Origin of the sequence: Corynebacterium ihumii, from assembly GCF_028609825.1 — a bacterium.
GTDB classification, from domain to species: domain Bacteria; phylum Actinomycetota; class Actinomycetes; order Mycobacteriales; family Mycobacteriaceae; genus Corynebacterium; species Corynebacterium afermentans.
In genome coordinates this window covers 1597753-1619457 of record NZ_CP063190.1, presented here as the reverse complement: position 1 = coordinate 1619457, position 21705 = coordinate 1597753, and the positions used below count along the sequence as shown (strand labels likewise).

The 21705-nt window shown below is 64.4% G+C and carries 22 protein-coding genes and 1 tRNA gene; 13 read left to right on the top strand and 10 right to left on the bottom strand.

The window, feature by feature from the left end:
* Positions 1-109 precede the first annotated feature (109 nt).
* The 9 genes from CIHUM_RS07905 to CIHUM_RS07865 all read left to right on the top strand — a co-directional run bounded on the left by CIHUM_RS07905 (position 110) and on the right by CIHUM_RS07865 (position 9981).
* Positions 110-907 (top strand): serine hydrolase domain-containing protein, encoded by a 798-nt coding sequence (locus tag CIHUM_RS07905; RefSeq protein WP_034998403.1) that lies wholly within the window; start codon positions 110-112, stop codon positions 905-907.
* 131 nt (positions 908-1038) lie between these two features.
* On the top strand, positions 1039-2481 hold the full coding sequence (uriT, locus tag CIHUM_RS07900; protein WP_034998405.1) for a uridine transporter UriT: 1443 nt from the start codon (positions 1039-1041) through the stop codon (positions 2479-2481).
* Positions 2474-3454 (top strand): uridine-preferring nucleoside hydrolase UriH, encoded by a 981-nt coding sequence (gene uriH, locus CIHUM_RS07895; RefSeq protein ID WP_034998408.1) that lies wholly within the window; start codon positions 2474-2476, stop codon positions 3452-3454. The genes uriT and uriH overlap by 8 nt, the downstream gene beginning before the upstream one ends.
* Before the next feature lie 184 nt (positions 3455-3638).
* A complete protein-coding gene (locus CIHUM_RS07890; protein ID WP_051106340.1) occupies positions 3639-4454 on the top strand; it encodes a trimeric intracellular cation channel family protein in 816 nt (271 codons plus the stop codon).
* A gap of 41 nt (positions 4455-4495) precedes the next feature.
* On the top strand, positions 4496-5338 hold the full coding sequence (locus CIHUM_RS07885; protein WP_074432019.1) for a trimeric intracellular cation channel family protein: 843 nt from the start codon (positions 4496-4498) through the stop codon (positions 5336-5338).
* Between the two features lie 54 nt (positions 5339-5392).
* On the top strand, positions 5393-6304 hold the full coding sequence (locus tag CIHUM_RS07880; protein WP_273680185.1) for a DMT family transporter: 912 nt from the start codon (positions 5393-5395) through the stop codon (positions 6302-6304).
* A 78-nt stretch (positions 6305-6382) separates the two neighbouring features.
* Positions 6383-7972: a hypothetical protein gene (locus tag CIHUM_RS07875; protein ID WP_148363839.1), complete on the top strand. Its 1590-nt coding sequence runs from the start codon at positions 6383-6385 to the stop codon at positions 7970-7972.
* Positions 7973-8276: 304 nt separating this feature from the next.
* Positions 8277-8597, top strand: a complete 321-nt coding sequence (locus CIHUM_RS07870; RefSeq protein ID WP_143313355.1) for a hypothetical protein — start codon at positions 8277-8279, stop codon at positions 8595-8597.
* Complete coding sequence (locus CIHUM_RS07865) at positions 8587-9981, top strand: NAD-dependent succinate-semialdehyde dehydrogenase (protein WP_034999184.1); 1395 nt, start codon at positions 8587-8589, stop codon at positions 9979-9981. The genes CIHUM_RS07870 and CIHUM_RS07865 overlap by 11 nt, the downstream gene beginning before the upstream one ends.
* Here the strand turns inward: CIHUM_RS07865 and CIHUM_RS07860 are convergent.
* Positions 9951-10763 (bottom strand): HAD-IIA family hydrolase, encoded by an 813-nt coding sequence (locus CIHUM_RS07860; protein ID WP_034998417.1) that lies wholly within the window; start codon positions 10761-10763, stop codon positions 9951-9953. The genes CIHUM_RS07865 and CIHUM_RS07860 overlap by 31 nt on opposite strands.
* The gene (locus tag CIHUM_RS07855; RefSeq protein WP_051106342.1) at positions 10760-11053 is read right to left on the bottom strand and encodes an acyl carrier protein; all 294 of its coding nucleotides are present in this window, start codon (positions 11051-11053) and stop codon (positions 10760-10762) included. Before CIHUM_RS07855 ends, CIHUM_RS07860 begins: the two co-directional genes overlap by 4 nt.
* 17 nt (positions 11054-11070) lie before the next feature.
* On the opposite strand from CIHUM_RS07855, the gene CIHUM_RS07850 reads away from it, so the two are divergent.
* Both CIHUM_RS07850 and CIHUM_RS07845 read left to right on the top strand, forming a co-directional pair.
* Entirely contained in the window at positions 11071-11631 is a 561-nt protein-coding gene (locus CIHUM_RS07850) for a hypothetical protein (RefSeq protein ID WP_034998420.1), read from the top strand.
* Positions 11628-11915, top strand: a complete 288-nt coding sequence (locus CIHUM_RS07845) for a hypothetical protein (protein ID WP_034998422.1) — start codon at positions 11628-11630, stop codon at positions 11913-11915. The genes CIHUM_RS07850 and CIHUM_RS07845 overlap by 4 nt, the downstream gene beginning before the upstream one ends.
* Before the next feature lie 115 nt (positions 11916-12030).
* Here the strand turns inward: CIHUM_RS07845 and CIHUM_RS07840 are convergent, their stop codons facing one another.
* The 3 genes from CIHUM_RS07840 to aceE form a co-directional block, all read right to left on the bottom strand.
* Entirely contained in the window at positions 12031-12951 is a 921-nt protein-coding gene (locus CIHUM_RS07840) for a DDE-type integrase/transposase/recombinase (RefSeq protein ID WP_187370399.1), read from the bottom strand.
* Positions 12952-13022: 71 nt separating this feature from the next.
* Complete coding sequence (locus CIHUM_RS07835) at positions 13023-13709, bottom strand: hypothetical protein (RefSeq protein ID WP_148363865.1); 687 nt, start codon at positions 13707-13709, stop codon at positions 13023-13025.
* A 400-nt stretch (positions 13710-14109) separates the two neighbouring features.
* On the bottom strand, positions 14110-16905 hold the full coding sequence (aceE, locus tag CIHUM_RS07830; RefSeq protein WP_051106407.1) for a pyruvate dehydrogenase (acetyl-transferring), homodimeric type: 2796 nt from the start codon (positions 16903-16905) through the stop codon (positions 14110-14112).
* 197 nt (positions 16906-17102) lie between these two features.
* Here aceE and CIHUM_RS07825 point away from each other — a divergent pair, with 197 nt between their 5' ends.
* Positions 17103-17516 (top strand): DUF3052 domain-containing protein, encoded by a 414-nt coding sequence (locus CIHUM_RS07825; RefSeq protein ID WP_034998424.1) that lies wholly within the window; start codon positions 17103-17105, stop codon positions 17514-17516.
* A 96-nt stretch (positions 17517-17612) separates the two neighbouring features.
* Here the strand turns inward: CIHUM_RS07825 and CIHUM_RS07820 are convergent.
* The 5 genes from CIHUM_RS07820 to CIHUM_RS07800 form a co-directional block, all read right to left on the bottom strand.
* Positions 17613-17688: transfer RNA gene (locus tag CIHUM_RS07820), tRNA-Val, on the bottom strand.
* Positions 17689-18067: 379 nt separating this feature from the next.
* A complete protein-coding gene (locus CIHUM_RS07815; RefSeq protein ID WP_148363840.1) occupies positions 18068-18493 on the bottom strand; it encodes a hypothetical protein in 426 nt (141 codons plus the stop codon).
* Positions 18494-18523: 30 nt separating this feature from the next.
* Positions 18524-19429, bottom strand: coding sequence for an SURF1 family cytochrome oxidase biogenesis protein (locus tag CIHUM_RS07810; RefSeq protein WP_243427135.1), 906 nt, complete (start codon positions 19427-19429; stop codon positions 18524-18526).
* A 6-nt stretch (positions 19430-19435) separates the two neighbouring features.
* Entirely contained in the window at positions 19436-19912 is a 477-nt protein-coding gene (locus CIHUM_RS07805) for a low molecular weight protein-tyrosine-phosphatase (RefSeq protein WP_034998432.1), read from the bottom strand.
* Complete coding sequence (locus CIHUM_RS07800) at positions 19902-20534, bottom strand: HAD-IA family hydrolase (RefSeq protein ID WP_034998434.1); 633 nt, start codon at positions 20532-20534, stop codon at positions 19902-19904. Before CIHUM_RS07800 ends, CIHUM_RS07805 begins: the two co-directional genes overlap by 11 nt.
* 36 nt (positions 20535-20570) lie before the next feature.
* On the opposite strand from CIHUM_RS07800, the gene CIHUM_RS07795 reads away from it, so the two are divergent.
* Complete coding sequence (locus CIHUM_RS07795) at positions 20571-21704, top strand: Nif3-like dinuclear metal center hexameric protein (RefSeq protein WP_034998441.1); 1134 nt, start codon at positions 20571-20573, stop codon at positions 21702-21704.
* Position 21705 lies beyond the last annotated feature (1 nt).

Sequence of the window (21705 nt, the reverse complement as noted above, 5' to 3'; positions counted from 1 at the left end):
CTGAGGAACTACCCCAGAGCATGGCCGAAAATGGTCCGTGCTCTGGGTTTGTTCCTCAGGGGCTGTGCGTGCGGGTGGGTGAGGCAGCGGCGCACGTAGGGTGGACGGCATGGAGCTCGAGAAGTTTTTCAGCAACTGGCCGGTGGACAACGTCGCGGCGGCCCTCGTCGGTGACACCGAGGCGGCCTTCGGCGACCAGGACAAGGTCTTCGAGCTCGCCAGCGTGACCAAGCTGCTCTCGGCGTACGCGGTGCTCCTCGCGGTGGAGGAGGGGGCCTTCGAACTTGACGACGTCGCCGGGCCCCACGGCGCAACCGTCCGCCACCTCCTCGCGCACGCCTCCGGCGTCGGCTTCGATTCCCGCGAGCCGCAAAAGGCGCCGGGGGAGCGGCGCATCTACTCCTCGGCCGGCTACGAGATCCTCGCCGACCAAGTCGAAGAAACCACCGGCATCGCGTTTGCGGACTACGCACGCGAGGGGGTGTTCGAGCCCCTCGGCATGGATTCCACCGAGATCTACGGCTCGGCCGGCCACGGCGGGCGCTCCACCGTCGGCGACCTCGCTGCGTTCGCCGCCGAGCTCCTCTCGCCGCGTCTTCTGGACCAGTCGACGCTTGGCGAGGCCTTTTCCAACCAGTTCGGCGACGTGCGTGGCGTGGTGCCCGGCTACGGCATGCAAAAACCCTGCCAGTGGGGCCTCGGCTTTGAGATCAAGGGCGAGAAATCCCCGCACTGGACCGGCGACGGCATGCCCGAAGACACCGTCGGCCACTTCGGCATGGCGGGGACCTACCTGTGGGTCGCGGGCGGGCAGGCGTGCGTGGTGCTCACGGACCGCGAATTCGGCGACTGGGCAAAGCCGCTGTGGCAGGAGACCAACACGGCGCTGTGGGAGGCGCTGGGGTAGACGGCAATCTTCGGCGGGGGGAGTAGGGGGCCGGTGAGGTGGGCGTCGATAGGCAAAATGCCCCGCATTTCGGGTGTAGCCGCCGACTTTTTCGTGTAGGCGCGCGGCGCGCAGTGTTTTAGACTGCACGCATGACTACGACGAACACCCCGCCACCAGCAGCGGGGCGGAAGCTGCCGACCAGCCAGGTCGTGCCTTTGATGACGGCGCTGCTGGTCGCCGTCTTCGCGTTCCAGCTCAACGCCTCCATGCTCGCGCCGGCGCTGCACACGATGGAGCTCGAGCTTAACGCCACCACCGCGCAGATCGGCATGACGCAGACGGCGTTTTTCACCGCGGCGGCCGTGTTTGCGCTGTTCATGCCGCGCTGGGGTGACCTGATTGGGCGCCGCAAGGTGCTGGTGTGGATGATGATCGTCACCGTCATCGGCTCCATCGTCGCGGCGCTGGCCACCAACGTGACCATGCTGTTCATCGGCCGCGTGATCCAGGGTGTGTCCGGCCCGACCGTGGCGCTGACGTCGGTGATGCTGCGTCAGGCGGTGCGCGAGGAAAAGCAGTTCGCGTTCCTGGTGGGCATCCTCACCTCGGTCAACGGCGGCATCGCCGGCATCGACGCGATTTTGGGCGGCTGGCTTACCGACGCCTTCGGTTTCCGCTCCCTCTTCTGGGTCATCGGCGCCTCCGCGCTGATCGCGGTGTTCGCCGTGCAGTACGGCGTTGCCGAGACCAAGTCCGAGGAGCTCCAGCCGATGGATTGGAAGGGTGTTGTCGGCCTGGTCGTCGGCGTTGGCCTGGTACTGACCGCCCTGAATATGGCCGGCGAGCTGGCCGCGGCGAACTGGTTCATGGTGATCCTCCTGCTGGTCATTGGCATTGCGTCGCTGGTGTGGTTCTGGCGCACAGAGAAGGCCAGCCCGCACCCGCTGATGTCCACCGACCTGCTGTCCCAGCGCCGCACGTGGGCGCTGCTGCTCACCACCACCCTGACCATGACCGGCGTGTTCGCCGTGATGAACGGCCTGGTGCCCAACCTCGCGCAAGACCCGGCGGCCGGCCTGGGCATGTCCGCCGGCGTCGTGTCCTGGTGGACGCTGACCCCGTACGCCCTGGCCGGCCTGGCCATGGGCCCGATCTCCGGCTGGCTCGCGGGCCGTGTGGGCTACAAGATCATCCTGCAGATCGGCATCGCGGGTGCTGCGCTGTCCGTGGTGTTTGGCCTGGTTGTCGTAGGCAGCGCCACCCACGGCATGCTGCTGGCGATGTCGCTGCTCGCCGGCATCACGTACGCCGGCATGGCCAACATCATGCTCGGCTCCCTCGGCGTTGTGCTGGCGCCGAAGCACAACCAGGGCTACCTACCGGGGCTCAACGGCGGCGCGTTCAACCTGGGCGCCGGCCTGTCGTTCACCATCATCTTCGCCGTGTTCACCGCCACCGGCGGCAGCTACCGCGCGGGCATGATCGCCGGCGCGATCCTGCTGGGCTGCGCGTTCGCGGCGTCCTTCCTCATCCCGAAGCCGGAGACTGTTCCGGACACCATCGCCGCGGAGGACCTGGCTGCCCGTGCGTAAGATCATCCTGGACTGCGACCCCGGCCACGACGACGCCGTCGCCATCCTGCTCGCCGCCGGCAACACGGACATCGAGCTGCTTGGCCTGACCACCGTCGGCGGCAACCACACCATCGACCACGTCACGCGCAACGCGCAGCAGGTGCTTACGGTCGCCGGTCTGCGCGATGTTCCCGTCTACCGCGGGGTGACGCGGCCTTTGCTTAACGACGTCGTCACGGCCGAAGACATCCACGGCAACACCGGCATGGAAATCCACGGCTTCGACCTGCCGGAACCTGCAGTTCGGGTGGAGGAGATCGGGGCGGTGCAGTGGATCGTCGATACGCTGATGCGCGAAGAGCCAGGCACCGTGACCCTGGTGCCTACCGGGCCGCTGACCAACATCGCGCTGGCCGCGCGCCTGGAGCCGCGTATTGTCTCGCGGGTGCGCGAGGTTGTGCTGATGGGCGGCGCGTACGGGGCCGGCAACTTCTCGCCGTCGGCGGAGTTCAACATCGCCGTCGACCCGGAGGCCGCCGCGATCGTGTTCGGCGAGGACTGGCCCGTGGTCATGGTCGGGCTGGACCTGACGCACCAAGCCTTGGCGACGCCCGCAGTGCAGGAACGTTTTCGGGAGTTGGGCACGCCGAGCGGCGACTTCCTGGCCGCGCTTGTGGACGCGTTCCGTTCCAACTACAAAAACGCCCAGGGTTTTGACAACCCGCCGGTCCACGACCCGTGCGCGGTGGCGTACGTCATCGACCCGACCGTGGTCGAGACCGTTTCCGTGCCGGTGTCGGTGGAGCTCGCGGGCACTTTGACGCGCGGGCGGACCGTGGCGGACCTGCGCGCGTTCGGCGCGGCGCTGGCCTCGGGCGCTGCGCCGGCGGCCTCGGCCGCGGATGCCGCCTGCACCACCTCCGTGGCCACCCGACTCGACGTGGACCGGTTCTGGGACCTGGTCGTCGACGCCGTGACGCGCCTGGGCTGAGGCGCGGCGGCTCCGACCGCTCCGTCCGCGGTGCCAGATGGTGAATGGTCGATGGTGAATTTCTGCCCTGAAAGCGGAAATTCACCATCGACCATTCACCATCTGAACGAAACCCACGTGACGGCGAGCGAACCCCAACGCCCGTCCAGACGCCGCCCCCACCGGAAAGCTAGCCTTGGCGCCCATGGACTTCTCTGATGACGTGGGCACTCTCTACTTTGTCCTCGAATACACCGGCGTGTTGTTGGCGGCCACCATCGGCGGGACTGTGGCCAAGCGGATGAACTTCGACATTGTGGGGTTCGCGTTCGTGGCGTTGATTTCGTCGTTAAGCGGCGGCCTCATGCGCGACGCCATACTTAACGACGGCCCCGCCGCCGCCATGACCAACCCCGGCTACCTGATCACCTCCACGATCGGCGGGCTGATCGCGTACTTTGCGCCCCTGCGCGGCAAACTCTGGGAGAACTTCCGGTTCTACGCGGACGTGGTCACCATCGGCGTGTGGGCGGTCGGCGGCACGATCAAGGGGCTCAACGCGGAACTGAGCTGGGTGCCGTGCGTGCTGCTGGCCGTGATCACCGCAACCGGCGGCACGCTCGCCCGAGACGTTGTGCTGCGGCAGATCCCGGCGCTGTTTACCAGCGAGAAGATGACGGTGTTCCCGGCGATCATCGCGTCGGTGATCATGTTGGTGCTCAACCGCTTCGACCTGGTGTGGGAGGGCATGCTGGCCGCCGCGATTGCCGCGCCGCTGTTTGCGTTGGCGGTGTACTTCGGCGGCGACAAGCTCTTGGGGCTCCAGACCAAGCGCATCGAGCGCCCGCTCGAGGAGAAGATCGGTGAGGCGTTGGGCGTGGACACCGACTCGCGACGCCCGGCCGAGTCCGGCAAGGAGGTGCGCGACGCGCTGGAGGGCGCCTCGGACGAACAGCTGGTCCAGGCGCTGCGGGTGATGCTGCACAACGAGGTGCGGGAGAGCACAGAGGCGAAAAGCTAAACCGGCCCCACCCCGGCGCCAACCCCTTTACGATGGCGCGCATGTACTTCGACAACGTGCTCACCCCTGTGGGTTTCTCGTTTGCCGTGATGGATCTGATCGGCGTGTTCCTCAACGCTTTGATGGGCGGGCTTGTGGCCAGGCGGATGCGTTTCGACGCCGTCGGGTTCATGGTCATCTCCATCATCTCCGGCATGGCCGGCGGCATGATCCGCGACGCCCTGATCGGCTCCACCCCGGCGGGCGCGCTGCAGAACCCGTGGTACATCGGCACCGCGTTGGTGGGCTCGCTGGTCGCGTTTGTCCTGCCCATTGGGGGCGAGGCTTGGGAGTTGTTCCGCTTCCACGGCGATATGGTCATTGTTGGCGTGTGGGCGGTCACCGGCACGGTTACGGCGCTGCGTGCGGACGTGACGTGGTTCGGCTGCATCCTCATGGGGGTGCTCACCGCCACCGGCGGGATGGTCATCCGCGAGATGATGATCGGGCAGATTCCCAACATTCTCGTTGACCGCCAGTTGTACGTGGTCCCGGCGATAGTGGCGTCGATAAGCGTGCAGCTCTTCTACGACCTCGGCTGGCAATCGGTGGGCCTGGCCGTTTCCGCGCTACCCGGTATTGCGCTGGGCGTGGCCGCGTACTGGCTGGATTGGTCGGTGCCGGGCGTGGAGGCGCTCGCGCCCGTGGACAGCTATTTCACCCGGGTGAAGGACCGGGTCGGCGACAAGCTTCCGCCCGTGTCGTACCGGCAGCGCACCGCCAACCCCACCCTGATTTCCGCCCCGACGCGCAAGGACGTGCGCGACGAGTTCGCCGCCATCGACGGCGACATCACCCACGAGGAGTTCATCGCCGCGCTGTACCGCGCCTACGGGCTGAAGTAGCTACCGTTGCGGGCTAGGCAGACGGTGACGCGCTGGGCGTGAGAAGATCGGCGCATGCTGTTGCTTGTGGCGCTCGCGGTAGGCGGGCTGATCCCGATCCAGACCGCGGCGAACTCCCGCCTGCGCGCGAGCGTGGGGAATAAGCCGGTGATGCCGGCGCTGATCTCGTTTAGCTCGGCGCTGTTTTTCGCGGTAGTGGCGACGACGGTGCTGCGGGGCAACCCGGTGCCGCAGTTTTCTGCCGACGTGCCCTGGTGGGGCTGGCTTGGCGGGGTCATGGGCGTGTGCTTCGTGCTCGGCAACATCCTGCTGTTTCCCCGCCTGGGTGCGCTGGAGACCGTGGTCCTGCCGATTCTGGGGCAGGTGGTGATGGGGCTGCTCGTGGACCGGTTCGGGCTGCTGGGCGCGCCGGCGATGCCGGTGTCGTGGATGCGCGTTTTGGGCGCGGCGGTGGTCTTCGCCGGCATTGTGGTGGTGCTGCGCTCGGGGAGGCGGCCGGTGCTGGAAGGCGACGCGGAGGGGCTCGAGCTGGCAATCTTCCGCGTGCTCGGCGTGCTCGTTGGCGTGTGTACCGCCATCCAAACCTCCGTGAACGGCTACATGGGCGGCATCGCGGGCTCTTCCATGCACGCCGGCGAGATCAACCTCGCCGTCGGGGCGGTGTTGCTGCTGGTGGCGGCGCTGGTGACCAGCCCTCGCCAGCTCGCGCGGCGTCCCGAGCCGGGGCCGTGGTGGATGTGGCTCGGCGGCCTGGTCGGCGCGACGTTCGTGATCTCGGGCGCGACCCTGGCACCGCTGCTCGGTACCGCCACCACCGTGATCGCGTTTAACGCCGGCACAATCACGGCAGGCCAGGCGCTGGAGGCGCGCGGGGCGTTCGGCGCGCGGAAGAACCCGCTGACGGCGACGCGCCTGGCCGGCCTGGTGGTGATCTTCCTCGGCGTGCTGGCGGTGCGGTTGCTGTAGGCAGAGGTGGCGACGAAGTTTGATGGTAACCGGACTAACCTACGCCGCATACATCGATTTGAAAGAACTGAGTTGAAAATGCCCGAATTAGAACATTTGTCAGTCGTCCGGGAGGTAGAGAAAGAATTTCGATGGACGCGCGAACGTATCGAGCGGGTCTATCGATTTGTAGACCGAAATTTAGGCTTGAGCGTTGCGGCAAATGGGGCAAAAGCTTCCGTAGCGGAATTTCGTGTGCCTCAGTTTCTCTGGTCGATTGCGATGACGCTACCAGCTATTGTCCTGGCAACCCGTTTCTGGGGCAATGGTTATCTCACCGTAGGTTTTACTACTGTAGCGACTTTGACCTTAATTTGTGCCTTTATTTGGAGTTTGAGGGCAATACCGGAGCGTTTTCAAACGTTTGGTTGGAAAGGAAACCTTGCGCGACTTTCGCCAATAGCCATACTGTTGGCCTTTATATGTTCTCTACCAATTGAACACCGGGGGAAATGGACTGATCCTGCGGCGGCGACTGGGAATATGATAATAGGGATAGTCGTTGGTCTTTGTTTGTTGTGCTCATTTGTCTGGCAACTTCAGTTCATGGAGGATTACCATCCCTACTCGTTGGAGTTGAAGCGGACGACTCGTCGCAAACTGCAATTACTCGATGAAGCCATGGTTTGGCAATCCAGTTACTCTGGGCTCGAAGCTGAGTCTAAAGCCCGAGATAGAGCAGATTTTGTCTTTACAGTCCTTGCTGCGTTCATCCTCAACGCTTTTACGTTGCTTGGTTCTCTGCAGAACCCTATCCTTTTCCTTTGTTTTTACCTGTTGGGTGTCGGTTGGCTGCTGCATCTATGGTCTAGACGTCTTGGAGATTGGCGTAAAGAGGCGTCTGTACTTTCGGCCAACTGGGGGGAGCTGTTGTACCCACTGATGATCTTTTTTGTAGGCTTCGTTCTTTTCCTGTGGAACAGTGCACTCGCGACGGCGGAGTATCAGAACTGGGTTTCAGCAATGGTCGAGAGGTTGGAGCAGCAGCGGATGTTAGGGCCATACCCAGTTATAGGCTCGGCGGAGCCGAACGAGTTGGAGTGGGCAGATATTCGACCTAGCAGCATTGATAACAAGGTCTTTTCGGGGCAGTTAGTTTGTTTACTGACGACGATCGCTATTCCATACCTAACGAAGCGGGTCTACTCGAGAACGATTAGAAGTCACATGTCCTCGACGGGATACGAATTACGTAACCGGCACGGTGCATTTTTGCGAGTTAATCAACGCTCGGGGGAAATATCCGCTGTGGGCTGTGAGCCACCTTTGTTTGGTCGGTCCGTTCATAGTCGGATTTTAGACGGTGATGCAATGCCGGTTTATTGGCGCGCGCGATGGTACTGCCGTGGCTGGGGAGAAAGGCGGGAATATAGGTATGGGTACTCAGTTTTTGTCGTTGGCCGAGAGTTTTTTATCGATGGTCTTGAGGGAAATTGCCTCAGGCGAAGCTTCGTGATCCTACGTGAATGGTTAGCGGGAAAGGCCCCAGCGAAATCGGGTGCCGTGTGCCCCTATTACGTCAGGCGGTTGAGCGGCACAGACGATTTTTTCGAACCTGAGGGTGGGGGAATAAACCTGGGTAGCTCCAAGGCTACGCCTTTTGTGCCAGATGACCTTCTAACTGGCTAATTCAAAATTCCTACTATGGAACCAAGAGTATCGCCTCGCGGCTGCTGTAAGCCCCTCAACCTCAACCAAAGCTCGAGCAAATAGGGGGATCAACCGGCGGTTGAGGGTTGCTCGAGTCAACTGGTGTGAAGCAATATCGGCCGAGAGAAATCAGAGGCCGTTGGGGAAGACGAACCTCTCGTCTCACACTCCGCCGCGCGGGCTAGTCACCCGCCGCGGCACTCCCGCCTAGTCACCGGGGTTGGAGTGTGCCGCCATCGATGCGGGCACGCCGCAAAGGCGCCCGCAAGAAGGGTCCCCACCAATGACGACAACACTGGCCGCACCCACCTGCCGCGCCCCGCGCACCCGACTCGCGTGGACATTCTGCGTTGAGGGGATGCCGGTGCGGGAGCGACGGAGCGTCGAGAAGCAGATGCTTTTGCTTCCCGACGGCGCGCCCGGCGAAATCTGGTTCACCCGCTGGCAGCGGCGCGCGGACCGCACGTACTCCTGCCGCGAAACGATCCTGGCCACGCGCGAGGAGATCGAGCCGTTTGCGCAGGCCATGGACCGGCTTTCGCGCGAGAAAAATTTTGTGGCGAGCCTCACGCCACGCTCCTACGATGGGCCGCATGTCTACTAAATACCGCGTACAAAACCCGAAGAACAACGAGATCGTCGAGTCCTTCGACTTCATCACCGACGACGAGCTCGAAACCGCGCTGGCCACCGCAAACGGCACGTTCAAGCAGTGGCGCGAGAAGAGCTTCGAGGAGCGCGCCGAGGTGCTGCGCAAGGTTGCGAAGCTTTTCGACGAGCAACGCGCCGAGCTCACCCGCATCATCGCAGAAGAGATGGGCAAATCGGTCAAGGAGGGCGACGGCGAGATCAACGACGCCGTGGAGATCTTCAACTACTACGCCGACAACGGCGCGGAATTCGGTGCCGACGAGGAGATCCCGAACCAGCGCGGCGGCACCTCCGTCATGCGCAAGGTCCCGCTCGGCGTGATCCTGGGCATCATGCCGTGGAACTTCCCGTACTACCAGGTCGCGCGCTTCGCGGCCCCGGCGCTGATGGCCGGCAACGTGGTGATGGTCAAGCACGCCGAGATCTGCCCCCGCTCCGCCGCCGCGATTGCCAAGATTTTCGACGAGGCGGGCGCGCTGAAGGGCCTGTACACGAACCTGTACGCCACACACTCGCAGGTCTCCACGCTGATCAACGACGACCGCGTCCAGGGCGTGTCCCTAACCGGCTCCGAGCGCGCCGGTCGCACCATCGCCTCCCAGGCCGGCCAGGCGCTGAAGAAGTGCGTGCTCGAGCTCGGCGGCACCGACGCGTACGTCGTGCTGGATTCTTCCGATGTGGCTAAGGCCGCCGAGACCGCGTGGAACAAGCGCATCGGCAACGTGGGCCAGGCATGCACGTCCAACAAGCGCATGATCGTCATGGAGGACATTTACGACGAATTTGTGCAGGCGTTGGTGGACCTTGCGTCGTCGTACAGCGAAGGCGACCCGCTCAACCCCGGCGACGGCAAGGAGTTCTACCCGCTGTCCTCCCGCGACGCCGCGGAGCTACTCGCACAGCAGCTGCGCCTGGCCGTCGAGGAGGGCGCGAACCTGCGCGTCGGCGGCGAAGTCACCGGCAAGGGCGCCTACATCACCCCGGCCGTGATTACCGACATTCCGGTCGGCTCCGACTCCTACTACGAGGAGTTCTTCGGGCCCGTGGCCGAGGTGTACAAGGTTTCCTCCGAGGAGGAGGCGATCGAGCTGGCCAACGATTCGCGCTACGGTCTCGGCGGCGCGGTGATGTCCGAGGACACCGAGCGCGCCAAGAAGGTCGCAGCGAAGGTCGACACCGGCATGATCCACGTGAACATCCCCCAGGCGCGCGGCGCCGAGCTGCCGTTCGGCGGCGTGAAGGCATCCGGTCTAGGCCGCGAGCTTGGGCCCCTGGGCATGGACGAGTTTGTCAACCACCAGCGCTTTTACGTCGCCGGCTCCGACTCGGCGGTGTAGAAGCCGTCGCCGAACGGATCCCAGATCCGCTCCACCAGGTCCGCCACCGAGTCCAGCACCGCGGTGGGGCGGAAGGGGTATTTGGCTATCTCGGAGTCGTCGGCAATGCCCGAGCGCACGAGCACGTTGCGCATGCCCGCCTCGAGGCCGGCCTTGACGTCGGTGTCCATGCGGTCGCCGATCATCACCGTGTTCTCGGAGTGCGCGCCGATGTTGTTGAGCGCCGAGCGCATCATCACCGGGTTCGGTTTGCCCACGTAGTAGGGTTCCATGCCGGTCACGGCGGTGATCATGGCCGCCACGGACCCGGTCGCCGGCACCACGCCCGCGGGCCCCGGGCCGGTCAGATCCGGGTTGGTGGCGATGAACCGCGAGCCGTTGCGGATCAGGTTCGACGCAGTGGTCAACGCCTCAAACGAGTAGGTGCGCGTTTCGCCCAGCACCACAAAGTCGGGGTCAGCGTCGGTGAGGATCCAGCCGATTTCGTGCAACGCCGTCGTCAAGCCAGCTTCCCCGATGACGTATGCGGAGGCATCGCCCGCCTGCTGCGACAAAAACTTCGCGGTCGCCGTGGCGGAGGTCCAGATGCGCTCCGGCTCGATGTCCAGGCCCATGCGCTTCAGCTTCGCAGACAGGTCGCGTGGGGTCTGGATCGAGTTGTTGGTCAGCACCATAAAATCGATGTCTTCGCTGTGCAGCGCGCTGATGAACTCCTTGGCACCGGGGATGATCTCGCCCTCGCGGTGTAGCACGCCATCCATGTCGGTCAGATACGAAATCATTGGTGTTCCTCCACATAGTCGGCGAGGTCTTGGGCGGTGGCGCATTGGGCGTAGACGTGCTCGTCGATAGGCACTGCGAACTCCTCCTCGATGCGAACAGCGAGCTCAATACGGCTTAACGACGAAATCCCGCTCCCGTCAATCGTTGTTTCCGGTTCAAGCTCGACGCCGGAGACATCCTCCACGAGCTCCGCAATGCGCGCGAACGTGCCCCGCGCCTCCGCCTGCTCTTGGGCGTCCGAGTCGTCGGCGAGCAAGCCGCCAAGGTCCAACCGCTGCGAAAGTTCCATGCCGTTATGATAAGCGCATGCAACGCTTCGCACTCCCGGGCGTGGTCGTCGTCGCCGCCGGCCTGCTCGCTCCCGCCGCCTCCGCCGCAATGGTCGACGAGTACACGCCGTACTTCGACCCTGCGCCGCGGCATGTAAACGTTGTGCCGAGCGACGGGTACAGCACGTCGGTGGAGTACGAGCTGCTCGGCCTGCCGGAAGGCGCGACCTGGAAGTTGACCGGTCGGGACACCTCGAGGGAACTGATGCAGCTTGAAAAGCGCGGCGACAAGCTACGCGTGCAGCTTAACCACAACGACGCGAACCCGCCGCAGCCTGGGGAAAACACGCAGCCAATCGACGTTCGCGTGACGTATCCGGACAACTCGACCGACCTGTACTCCCCGAAGATCACCCTCATCCCAGACGAGGCCTTCCTCTACGAGCCCATGTACGAAAGCGCAGTCGGCGACGGAGGGCAGACCATCACGCTGAAGCCGTTCAACCGGTGGGAGCTCGACCTGCCCGCGGACGCCAAGTGGGATGTCACCGGCGGCGGCAGCGGCTGGGAATGGAGCCACGACGAAAAACCGGCGTGATCACGGCGAAGGTGCCCACCGATTCCTACGCGGACGCAGGCTTTTCCGTGGTGACCACGTTCGCGGACGGGTCCAAGCGCAGCTCCAACGCCGAAATCGAGAACTCGGGCAAGGGCGTGACGCTGCCCGAGGACCCGGCGCCGCAGCCGGCTCCTGCACAGGACGGGTCTGGCGGCTCGTCCACGGCGCAGAAGCTCGGCCTCATCTTCGGCGTCCTCGCGCTTCTGGTTGGCGCCGCGGCCTTCGCGTGGCCGCAGCTGCAGCAGTTCCTGCCCAAGATGTAGGGGGACCGTCGCAGTAGGGGCGGGTGCCCGGGGCTGCCGCAAAATTGTTCACTCGGGTTCAGCGATCCGGGTCTGCGGACTTCCTGTGAACCACTCGTTGCCGTTGTGTTGTTGGCTAGGTGGTTTTGGCTAGGTTTCTTTGCTTAGCCAGGGTTGTGTATTGCCCGTCTGGTCCGGTGGTGAGTCTGTCAAAGACGAACCAGTCCAGGTAGTCGTCAAGATACTCCATAAACTCCTCGGTCGTGAGCTTTTCAGGTCGAATCCCATTGGCATAAAGTTCGCGCTTGACGGTGCCGAAGAAGCCCTCGACTCGGGCGTTGTCGCCGCTGTTGCCAAGCCGCGATAGGGACGGCACCATCAACCAGGCGTTATCGCAGGGTTTTTCCTGCGTGCATTGTTCGCATTGTTGCCTGTCGTGGCTGGTGTCGGTGAGTCGATCGACCCAGTCGGCGTGGCGGTAGTGCCAGCCGCGGTCGGTGTGCAAGCCGGGGCGTTGCCCCGGTTGTAGTTGCTCGAGCCCCGCTTCAAGCATGGTGTTGGTCAGCAACGCCGCTGGTCGTGTTGCGCAGGTGTATGCGATGGGCATGTTGTCGTGGAAGTCGATTAGCGGGCTAAAAAAGACCTTGCCGTCAGCGCATTGAAACTCGGTGATGTCGGTGCCGAGTTTTTGGTTTGGTGCGTCGGCGTAAAAGTCGTGCACCAGATCCTTCCTGCCCGCCTGCCTGCGACGATCCGCTTGCGAACGATATCTTTGCGAGACGTGGGTGCCATTTTTGACGACAGTATCGATATCTCCAACCAGACATCGATTCGCTGGACGATGGGCAGTTTCACCCTTATATGAGCTGTAGCGCTTTGTGTGTTTTGTCTTCGGCTGCAGGTGTTCCTGGCTCATGATCGTGCGAATCGATTTTTCACCGAGTGAAAGACCGTTCGCTTTGCATACTTCAGTCACGCGGCGGTAGCCGTAGGTCATGCGATTGTCCTCACAAACAGCCGAAACCAATGCCTTGGCCTGGGCTTTGCGGTCGACCAAAGGGTGATCCAACCGTCGGCATGCCGACTTGTACGTGCTGTAGTTCAATCCGTAGTAGGCGCAGCAATGTGTTACTTGGTATCCGACGTCCCGGAGTCGTCTGACAGCCGTAGCGACGACCACGCTGTCGAGCGTCTCCGGGTTTGCGCTTTTCCCTCAGATTCCATCACCGCCTCAAACAGCGCTTTATCCGCCAGACGCATAAACCGCTCTTGACGCAACAGGTCTTTGAGGGCCTCAACATCATCCGGCAACGCTGCCTCATCAAACGGAGTTGTTGGCTGCTCATGGTTGCGCAAATGCGCACTCTCATCGCGCGGGGTGCGTTGTGATTGACGCTGTGTCTCGGTCTGCTTGCGCTTGCGTTTTTGGGTTTCGTGGTGTTCTTTCACACGCGCCAGTGTCGCCTGTTCTATCTCCTGCGGCGTCATCCCACGCCGCGAACCCGCATCCGGAGCGAACTTGTGCGTCCACGCCGCCACGGAACTCGCAGCGACTCGAAAACGCCATCCAATCTCGCGGGTGGATGCCGACGTTGTCACATTCACCCGGACGACCTCAGCGATCAACTCGGCGCAACGCCAACCCTTATCGACGCCGTTGCCATGACGGGCGTTGCGTACCCATCCCGAAATTGAAGCTGCAGAAGGAACAGACCTACAGTCCTCCCGAATCAACTGCGCACGAATCTGCGAAGCAGCAAGCCCTTGCTCTGAAAGCTCAACGGCACGCTGCCTCACCTCCGGTGGATAACTCATCCTCGAACTCCGATCCCGACAACCGGTGGTTCACAGGAAGTCCGCACAGCCATCCAGTGAACAAATCTCCTTTCCCGTGCAATTTGTTCACTCTGCCCAGGTCGGATGTTCGAATGGTGCGGGATCATTCATCGCGCCGTGAACAAATCTGCACCGGGCGGCCAAGACACGCCTAGCGGGCGGCGCTCCATGACGGATCGCGGCGGAATCTGTCAGCGGGCCCGCATCGGCCCAGGTCGGCGCAAGTGTCCGCCGTAATCTGTCAGCGCACCCGCCAACCCGCACCCGCCAACCCGCACCCACCAAACGCCACCAAACAACCAAAAACCCACGACAAAAGGGGCGCTCCGAAACCGGAACGCCCCTAAAACCCTAAAGCCCTAAGGCCCGAGATAACCCCCTACTCGGTGGCGTTCTCCGGGCCGACGTCCTCGCCGTCCTCGTCGGCGGCGGTGGCGGTCGGGTCGTCGATCTTCAGGTCCTTGGCCGCCTGGGCAGCCACGGAGCGGTCGATCTTGCCTTCGTTGGCCAGGCCGAGCAGGGCGGCGACGGCCATGGACTCGGCGTCGATGTTGAAGTAGCGGCGGGCGGACTCGCGGGTGTCGGCGAAGCCGAAGCCGTCGGCGCCGAGCACGATGTACTGGCCCGGGACGTAGGCGCGGATCTGCTCCTGCAGGTCGGAAGCGAAGTCCGAGGTCGCAATGTAGGGCCCTTCAGTCTGCTTCAGCTGCTTGGTGGCAAATGCCTCCTCGACCTCTTCGCTCGGGTTGCGCAGCTGCTCGGTGGCCTTGGCCTGGCCCTCGCGGGCGAGCTCGGTCCAGGAGGTCACGGAGTAGATCGCGGCGCCGACGTTGTACTGCTCCTGCAGGATTTCCTGGGCGCGCAGTGCCTGCTGCATGCCCACGCCGGAGGCGAGGAGGGAGACCTTGTTGTCCAGGTCCTTGCCTTCGTCGTAGAGGTAGATGCCCTTGTGCAGGCCCTCCACGTCCAGGTTCTCCGGGCGTGCCGGCTGGTGGTGGGGCTGGTTGTAGACGGTGATGTAGTACATCACGTTCTCGTCCTTGTCGGCGCCCTGGCCGTACATGCGCTCGATGCCCTTGGAGATGATGTACGGCATCTCGTAGGCGAACGCCGGGTCGTACGGGATGACGGCCGGGTTGGTGGACGCCAGGATCGGGGAGTGGCCGTCCATGTGCTGCAGGCCCTCACCGAACAGGGTGGTGCGGCCGGCGGTGGCGCCGATGATGAAGCCGCGGCCCATCTGGTCGCCGGCGGCCCAGAAGTTGTCGCCGGTGCGCTGGAAGCCGAACATCGAGTAGAAGATGTACATCGGGATCATCGGCTCGCCGTGGGTGGCGTAGGACGTCGCCGCGGCGATGAACGAGGCGGAAGAGCCGTCCTCGTTGATGCCTTCGTGCAGGATCTGGCCGTCGGTGGCTTCCTTGTAGGACAGCTGCAGGTCGTGGTCCACCGGCACGTAGTTCTGGCCGTTCGGGTTGTAAATGCCCAGGGTGGGGAACCAGGAGTCCAGGCCGAAGGTGCGGGCCTCGTCCGGGATGATTGGGACGATGCGCTTGCCCAGCTCCTTGTTGCGCATGAGCGCCTTGAAGGTGCGCACGAGCGCCATGGTGGAGGCGACTTCCTGCTTGCCGGAGTCCTTGAACAGCGCCTTGAAGGTCTTTTCAAACTCCGGAAGCTCGACCGGGGAGTAGTCCTGGCGGCGCTCCGGCAGGTAGCCGCCGAGCTCCTCGCGGCGCTTCTTCAGGTACTTGATCTCCTCGGCGTCCTCGCCGGGGTGGTAGTACGGCGGCATGAACGGATCCTTCTCCAGCTCCTCGTCGGAGATGGGGATCTGCTGCTTGTCGCGGAAGAGCTTGAGGTCCTCCAGGGCCAGCTTCTTCATCTGGTGGGTGGCGTTGCGGCCCTCGAAGTTGTGGCCGAGGCCGTAGCCCTTGACGGTGTGGGCGAGGATGACGGTCGGCTTGCCCTTGGTGTCCAGGGCGCGCTTGTAGGCGGCGTAGACCTTGCGGTAGTCGTGGCCGCCGCGGCGCAGGTTCCAGATTTCCTCGTCGGTCATGTCTTCGACGAGCTTTTTGGTGCGCTCGTCGCGGCCGAAGAAGTGCTCGCGGACGTAGGCGCCGTCGTTGGCCTTGAAGGTCTGGTAGTCGCCGTCCTTGGTGGTGTTCATGATGTGGACGAGCGCGCCGTCCTCATCCTTTTCCAGCAGTTCGTCCCACTCGCGGCCCCACACGACCTTGATCACGTTCCAGCCGGCGCCGACGAAGAAGCTCTCCAGCTCCTGGACGATCTGGCCGTTGCCGCGCACCGGGCCGTCGAGACGCTGCAGGTTGCAGTTGATCACGAAGGTGAGGTTGTCCAGGCCGTACAGGGAGGCCATCTGGATCAGGCCGCGGGATTCCGGCTCGTCCATCTCGCCGTCGCCGAGGAACGCCCAGACGTGCTGCTGGTCGGTGTCCTTGATGCCGCGGTCCTGCAGGTACTTGTTAAAGCGTGCCTGGTAGATGGCGTTCATTGGCCCCAGGCCCATGGACACGGTGGGGAACTCCCAGAACTTAGGCATGCCGTGCGGGTGCGGGTAGGACGGCAGGCCGCCCTGCTCGCGGGAGTGCTCCTGGCGGAAGCCGTCCATGTCGTCTTCGCTCAGGCGGCCTTCCATGAAGGCGCGGGCGTACATGCCGGGGGAGGCGTGGCCCTGGAAGAAGACCTGGTCGCCGCCCTGCGGCGCGTCCTTGCCCTTGAAGAAGTGGTTGTAGCCGACCTCGTAGAGCGCCGCTGCGGATGCGTAGGTGGAGATGTGGCCGCCGACGCTGATGCCGGGGCGCTGCGCACGGTGCACCATCACCGCGGCGTTCCAGCGCATCCAGCGGCGGTAGCGCTTCTCAATCTGCTCGTCGCCCGGAAATTCCGGCTCGAGCTTGGTGGGGATGGTGTTGACCAGGTCGGTCGAGGACAGTGCCGGCAGCGGCACACGCTTTGCGTTGGCGCGCTCGATCAGGCGCAGCATGAGGTAGCGGGCGCGTTCCGGATCGGATTCCTCGAGCAGCCCGTCGAGGGAGTCCATCCATTCCTGGGTTTCCTCGGGGTCCGCGTCGTGCAGGTAAGACGCCACGCCTTCGCGCAGCGAGAGAATGTTGGTGTCAACCTCGGACGCGGTCTTCGCGCGAGCGTCTTCCATGTTGGTCTCTTTCTGGGCCACTTCAACCTCCTGGCTTCAGTCGGGCAATACGCCCCAAGGATACGTGCTCGCGCGCGTGCGGTCTTACAGCGGGTACTCTTTGGTGAGACTAATCACGGGTTTGCAAGCATTCTTTGCTTCTCGACGTTAAGCTATCGCCCAAACCACATCTTGATAAAAACGGAGGACATGGAGTTTTGAGTGCCACAGGAGTGGACACCTACGCATCCCGCCTGGGGGTAAAACCGGGTGATGTTGTGCAGGAGATCGGCTGGGACGAGGACGCGGATTCCGCCATCTCGGAGGCCATCGAGGACGCCATCGGGGCCGAGCTTCTCGACGAAGACGTGGACGAACCCTGCGACACCATCCTCCTGTGGTTCCGCGACGGCGACGGCGACCTCGTCGATGATCTCGTCGACGTCTCCCGCGGCCTCGGCCCCGGCGGCCGCATCTGGCTGATGACCCCCGGGGCCGGCTCCGCCGGTTCCGCCGGGGTGGTCCCGCCCAGCGAGATCGCCGAGTCCGCCCAGCTCGCCGGCTTCACCCAGACGAAGGCGGACCGCTTCGGCGCCTGGCAGGGCTCCTGCCTCACGCCTCGCAACCGCTAGCCGCGCCGGGGGTTTTGGCCAGCGCTGGCCACGTCGCGGGGCTAGGCAGCAATGCGAATGGTCCCGTTCCGGAATGCCGGATCGGGACCATCGATCTGGTGCGCCATGACGGGCTCGAACCGCCGACCTACTGGGTGTAAACCAGTTGCTCTTCCAGCTGAGCTAACGGCGCGCGTAGCAAGCAGACTAGCAGAGCCCGTGTGGGAAGCGAAAACTGCTGTTGGCTGGGTAACTCAACTCATCTCGGCCGAGGATGCTTACCCCAGAATGCTTACCCGGTCTAGATGCTTACCCCAGGATGCTTACTCCTCGAGTGCAGTAGCGGGCGCGGCCGGGGGTTCGTCGAGAAGTAAGCGTTTAGGAGTAAGCATCTAGCGCGGGGATGGGGCTTGACCGCCCGTAAACCCTGGGATGGGGCTTGACCGCCCGCAAACCCTGGGATGGGGCTTGACCGCCCGCAAACCCTGGGAGCCAAACCCCGGCATCGGCCTATTTTTGCGCGAACCCAGGGTTTGGTGCCCAGGGTTTGCGCTGTCTTTTTGGGGGTCCGGTCAGGCGAAGGGGCGGGACTCGATGGCGGCGAGGATGGCCAGCTCGAAGCAGGGGGAGGGGCCGGAGAAGGGCACGTCGGCGACGTCCCACTCGGAAAACCGCACCCGGGCGGAGCCTGCCACGGAGCCTTTCGCGTCGGGGACGACGGCGAGGTCCCACAGCTCGACGCCGGCGGCGGCGCAGGCGCGCGCGGCGCGGGTTTCCAAGGAACCGGGGTGGGCGAGGACGAACAGCGCCTCCTCGTCGTCGGCGGACTCGGCAAGCTGCGCCACCTGGGACAACACCGCGAAGGGCCGACTGCCAAACGTGACGGGGTGGTCGGCGACGGCGTCGTCGATGTCGTCGGTTTCGATGCCGTCCGCCAAACCAAGACCTGCGGTCTCCAGCGTGAACAGGGTGGAGTGGAGCTGTTCGGCATCAATCACGGTCAACCGTCCCCTTTCAGGCGGGCGAAGCTAGCGTTCTTCTTCCTTATCGTATGCCTTGGCCCACGGGTTGGCGCGCGACGAGCCGTAGCGCTGGCGAGTAGGGGCAGCGGGAGCGGTGGGGTCGGGGCTGCCGGCGGCGGTGGTGTCGTCGAGAAGCAGTTGCTCCTGCTCGGCTTCGAAGCGGCGCCGCTCGCGGGAGTCGGAGTAGAGGAAGTAGATCAGGCCGGCGGGGGCGGCGAGGCCGAACAGGATCCACTGCAGCCCGTAGGAGAGGTGGTTGCCTGTTTCGAGCTGCGGCAGCGGGATCGGGTCGAGCACGCCCGCTTCTTCGCCGAGGAGCTGCAAGTATGGCGAGACCACATCGGTGCCGGTCAGCGAGCCGACCTGCGCGGGGCTGATGGAGTAGACCATGTCGTAGCCCTGCTCGTGCATGGGCGGGTTGGGGTGCTCGCCCTCATCGGCGCGTAGCAGGCCGGTGATGGTGACCTCGCCGGTCGGCGCCGGTTCCACGGCGGGCACCTGAGTGGAGTTTTCGGCCTTCACCCAGCCGCGGTGGACGACGATCGCGCGACCGTCGTCCAGCACAAACGGGGTGAGGACCTGGAAGGCGGGTGTGCCGTCGACGGGCCGCAGGCGCAGCAGCACGTCGTCGCCGGTGTAGCGGCCGGTGGCGACCACGCGGGACCACTCGGCGTCCGCCCCCAGGGAACCGTCGGCGCCCAAGCGGGACGATAACGGCTCCGGGTCATGCTCGAAGGCGGCCGAGATGTGCTCGTTACGCTCTTCAAGCGCCTCGTTTTTGCCCAGCTGCCACGGCGCGAGGAACGTAAACGCGTAGTAGGAGAACACCCCAATTAACAGCGCCGCGATGACCCAGCCGGGGGTAAGCATCTGCCGCCACCACGGCTTGGACGATTGATTGTTGGCGCTCACGCCGGGTCAGTCTAGTCGCTTGCGCACCCAGGCAATAATGCCGTCAGCTGCGGACTCGATCTGCTCGCGCACGACGGTGAAGCCCTGGGGCCCGCCGTAGTAGGGGTCGGCCACGCCGGCGCCGTCCTCAGCAGCGGGGTCGAACGAACGGATGAGGCGCACCTTGTCCTCGTCCACACCGCGGGCGACCAACTCGGAGACGTGGTTCGTATCCAGCGCGACAATCAAGTCGGCTTGCTCCTGCTCAAACCCGAACTGTTGGGCGCGGTGCGCCTCGCCGTCGTAGCCGTGGGCCGCCAGCTCCGCGCGCGCCCGCTCGTCGGCCTTGTGCCCCACGTGCCAGCCGCCAATGCCTGACGACGTCACCGTGACCGCATCCCCCAACCCAGCCTGCGCCAATTTCTCCCGGACGATCACCTCCGCCATCGGGGAGCGGCAGATGTTGCCGGTGCACACAAAGTCGATATGCAATTTAGAACTCACGGATGATCCTTTCTAGCTCGTCGGCGTCGCGCGCCACGTAGTCCGCCAACTCCCACTCCTCGGCGGCGCCGTATCCCCAGGTCATGGCCACGCTCGGGATGCCAAACTCTTTGGCGCCCTCGAAGTCGTGCAGCCGGTCGCCGACCATCAGCGGGCGCTCGGGCGCAGCAGTGTCCAGCACGTGCCGGATCACGTCGACCTTCTTCGCGCGCTTTCCGTCATTTGACGCGGCGCCGAGGAAATCAATGTGTGCCAAAAGCCCCGCGCGTTCCAGCGCGGCGCGTGCGAAGCGTTCGCTTTTCGACGTCGCCGTGCACACGCGGTAGCCCTCCCCAGCCAGCCGCTGCACCAGCGCATCCATACCGGGGTAGACCTCGAAGCGCTGCCAGCCCTCGCCGGACATGTAGTCCGAGTAGGCGCGCATGGCGGTTTCTACCTGCGCGGCAGACATGCCGAGTGAGCGCATCGTCTCCGGCATGGGCGGGCCGGGGATGCGGCGGATAAATTCCTCGCTGGGTTTGTCCCACCCAACGGCCTCCAGCCCGGCTAGGAAGCCGTGCCTGATGCCGGGGAAGGAGTCGATCAGCGTGCCGTCGACGTCGAAAAGCAAAGTAGCGTTCACGCCAGCCCACTGTTCCAAATTTGTAGGCTGGCTGCCATGACAGACGTAACAGTGCAGACAGTTGTTGACGCGCTCGAGGCGGCCTACCCGCCTGCGCTGGCGGAAAGCTGGGACCAGGTGGGGCTGATCTGCGGCGACCCGGACGCGAAGGTGACCAAGGTGGCCTTCGCGCTCGACTGCACCCAAAAGGTGGCCGAGCGTGCCGTCGCCGCAGGTGCCCAGCTGCTGGTCGTGCACCACCCGCTGCTGTTGCGCGGCGTGCACACCGTGGCGGCGAACACCCCGAAGGGCAAGGTCATCCACACCCTGCTTACCGGCGGCTGCGCGCTGTTCGCCGCGCACACCAACGCCGATTCGGCCCGCCCGGGTGTCTCGGACAAGCTGGCGGAGCTCGTCGGTATCACGCCCGGCCGCCCGATCAAACCCGTCACCCTGGACGCCACCGATCGCTGGGGCGTGCACGTCCCGCCGGCAGCCGCCGCGGACCTGAAACGCGCGCTGTTCGAAGCCGGCGCCGGCGCGATCGGGGACTACCGCGAGTGCGCCTTCTCCTTCGAGGGCACCGGCGAGTTCACCCCCGTCGAGGGCGCGAACCCTACCGACGGGGCCGTGGGCACGCACTACACGGGCGACGAGATCCGCGTCGAGTTTGTGGCGAGGGCGGCGGATCGCCGGAGGATCGTCGAGAAGCTGCGCGAAGTGCACCCCTACGAAGAACCCGCGTTCGATGTGGTGCAGATGGCCGACACCCGCGACCTCGAAACATCGACCGGCCTGGGCCGCATCGGCGAACTGGAAGAGCCGATGACGCTGCGCGAATTCACCCAGCAGGTGGCCAACGCGCTACCGGAAACCGCGTGGGGCGTGCGCGCCGCCGGCGACCCGGACCAGATCGTGCGACGCGTCGCGGTGTCCTCGGGCTCCGGCGACAGCTTCCTCGCCGATGTAGCTAAGCTCGGCGTGGACGTCTACGTCACCTCCGACCTGCGCCACCACCCGGTGGACGAGCACCTGCGCACCGGCGGGCCGGCCGTGATCGACACCGCCCACTGGGCCAGCGAGTTTCCCTGGACCGAGCAGGCGGAGAGTATCGTGGCTCCGTTGAGCGTGGACACCGAGATCCTGCACATCCGCACGGACCCGTGGACCATCTCCGCGCACCCCGAGTAAG

Coding starts and splice junctions, on each gene's coding strand:
- CIHUM_RS07905 (WP_034998403.1), top strand. CDS start 110: ATGGAGCTCGAGAAGTTTTTCAGCAACTGGCCGGTGGACAACGTCGCG.
- uriT (WP_034998405.1), top strand. CDS start 1,039: ATGACTACGACGAACACCCCGCCACCAGCAGCGGGGCGGAAGCTGCCG.
- CIHUM_RS07890 (WP_051106340.1), top strand. CDS start 3,639: ATGGACTTCTCTGATGACGTGGGCACTCTCTACTTTGTCCTCGAATAC.
- CIHUM_RS07885 (WP_074432019.1), top strand. CDS start 4,496: ATGTACTTCGACAACGTGCTCACCCCTGTGGGTTTCTCGTTTGCCGTG.
- CIHUM_RS07880 (WP_273680185.1), top strand. CDS start 5,393: ATGCTGTTGCTTGTGGCGCTCGCGGTAGGCGGGCTGATCCCGATCCAG.
- CIHUM_RS07875 (WP_148363839.1), top strand. CDS start 6,383: ATGCCCGAATTAGAACATTTGTCAGTCGTCCGGGAGGTAGAGAAAGAA.
- CIHUM_RS07870 (WP_143313355.1), top strand. CDS start 8,277: ATGACGACAACACTGGCCGCACCCACCTGCCGCGCCCCGCGCACCCGA.
- CIHUM_RS07865 (WP_034999184.1), top strand. CDS start 8,587: ATGTCTACTAAATACCGCGTACAAAACCCGAAGAACAACGAGATCGTC.
- CIHUM_RS07860 (WP_034998417.1), bottom strand. CDS start 10,763: ATGATTTCGTATCTGACCGACATGGATGGCGTGCTACACCGCGAGGGC.
- CIHUM_RS07855 (WP_051106342.1), bottom strand. CDS start 11,053: ATGGAACTTTCGCAGCGGTTGGACCTTGGCGGCTTGCTCGCCGACGAC.
- CIHUM_RS07850 (WP_034998420.1), top strand. CDS start 11,071: ATGCAACGCTTCGCACTCCCGGGCGTGGTCGTCGTCGCCGCCGGCCTG.
- CIHUM_RS07835 (WP_148363865.1), bottom strand. CDS start 13,709: ATGAGTTATCCACCGGAGGTGAGGCAGCGTGCCGTTGAGCTTTCAGAG.
- aceE (WP_051106407.1), bottom strand. CDS start 16,905: ATGGAAGACGCTCGCGCGAAGACCGCGTCCGAGGTTGACACCAACATT.
- CIHUM_RS07795 (WP_034998441.1), top strand. CDS start 20,571: ATGACAGACGTAACAGTGCAGACAGTTGTTGACGCGCTCGAGGCGGCC.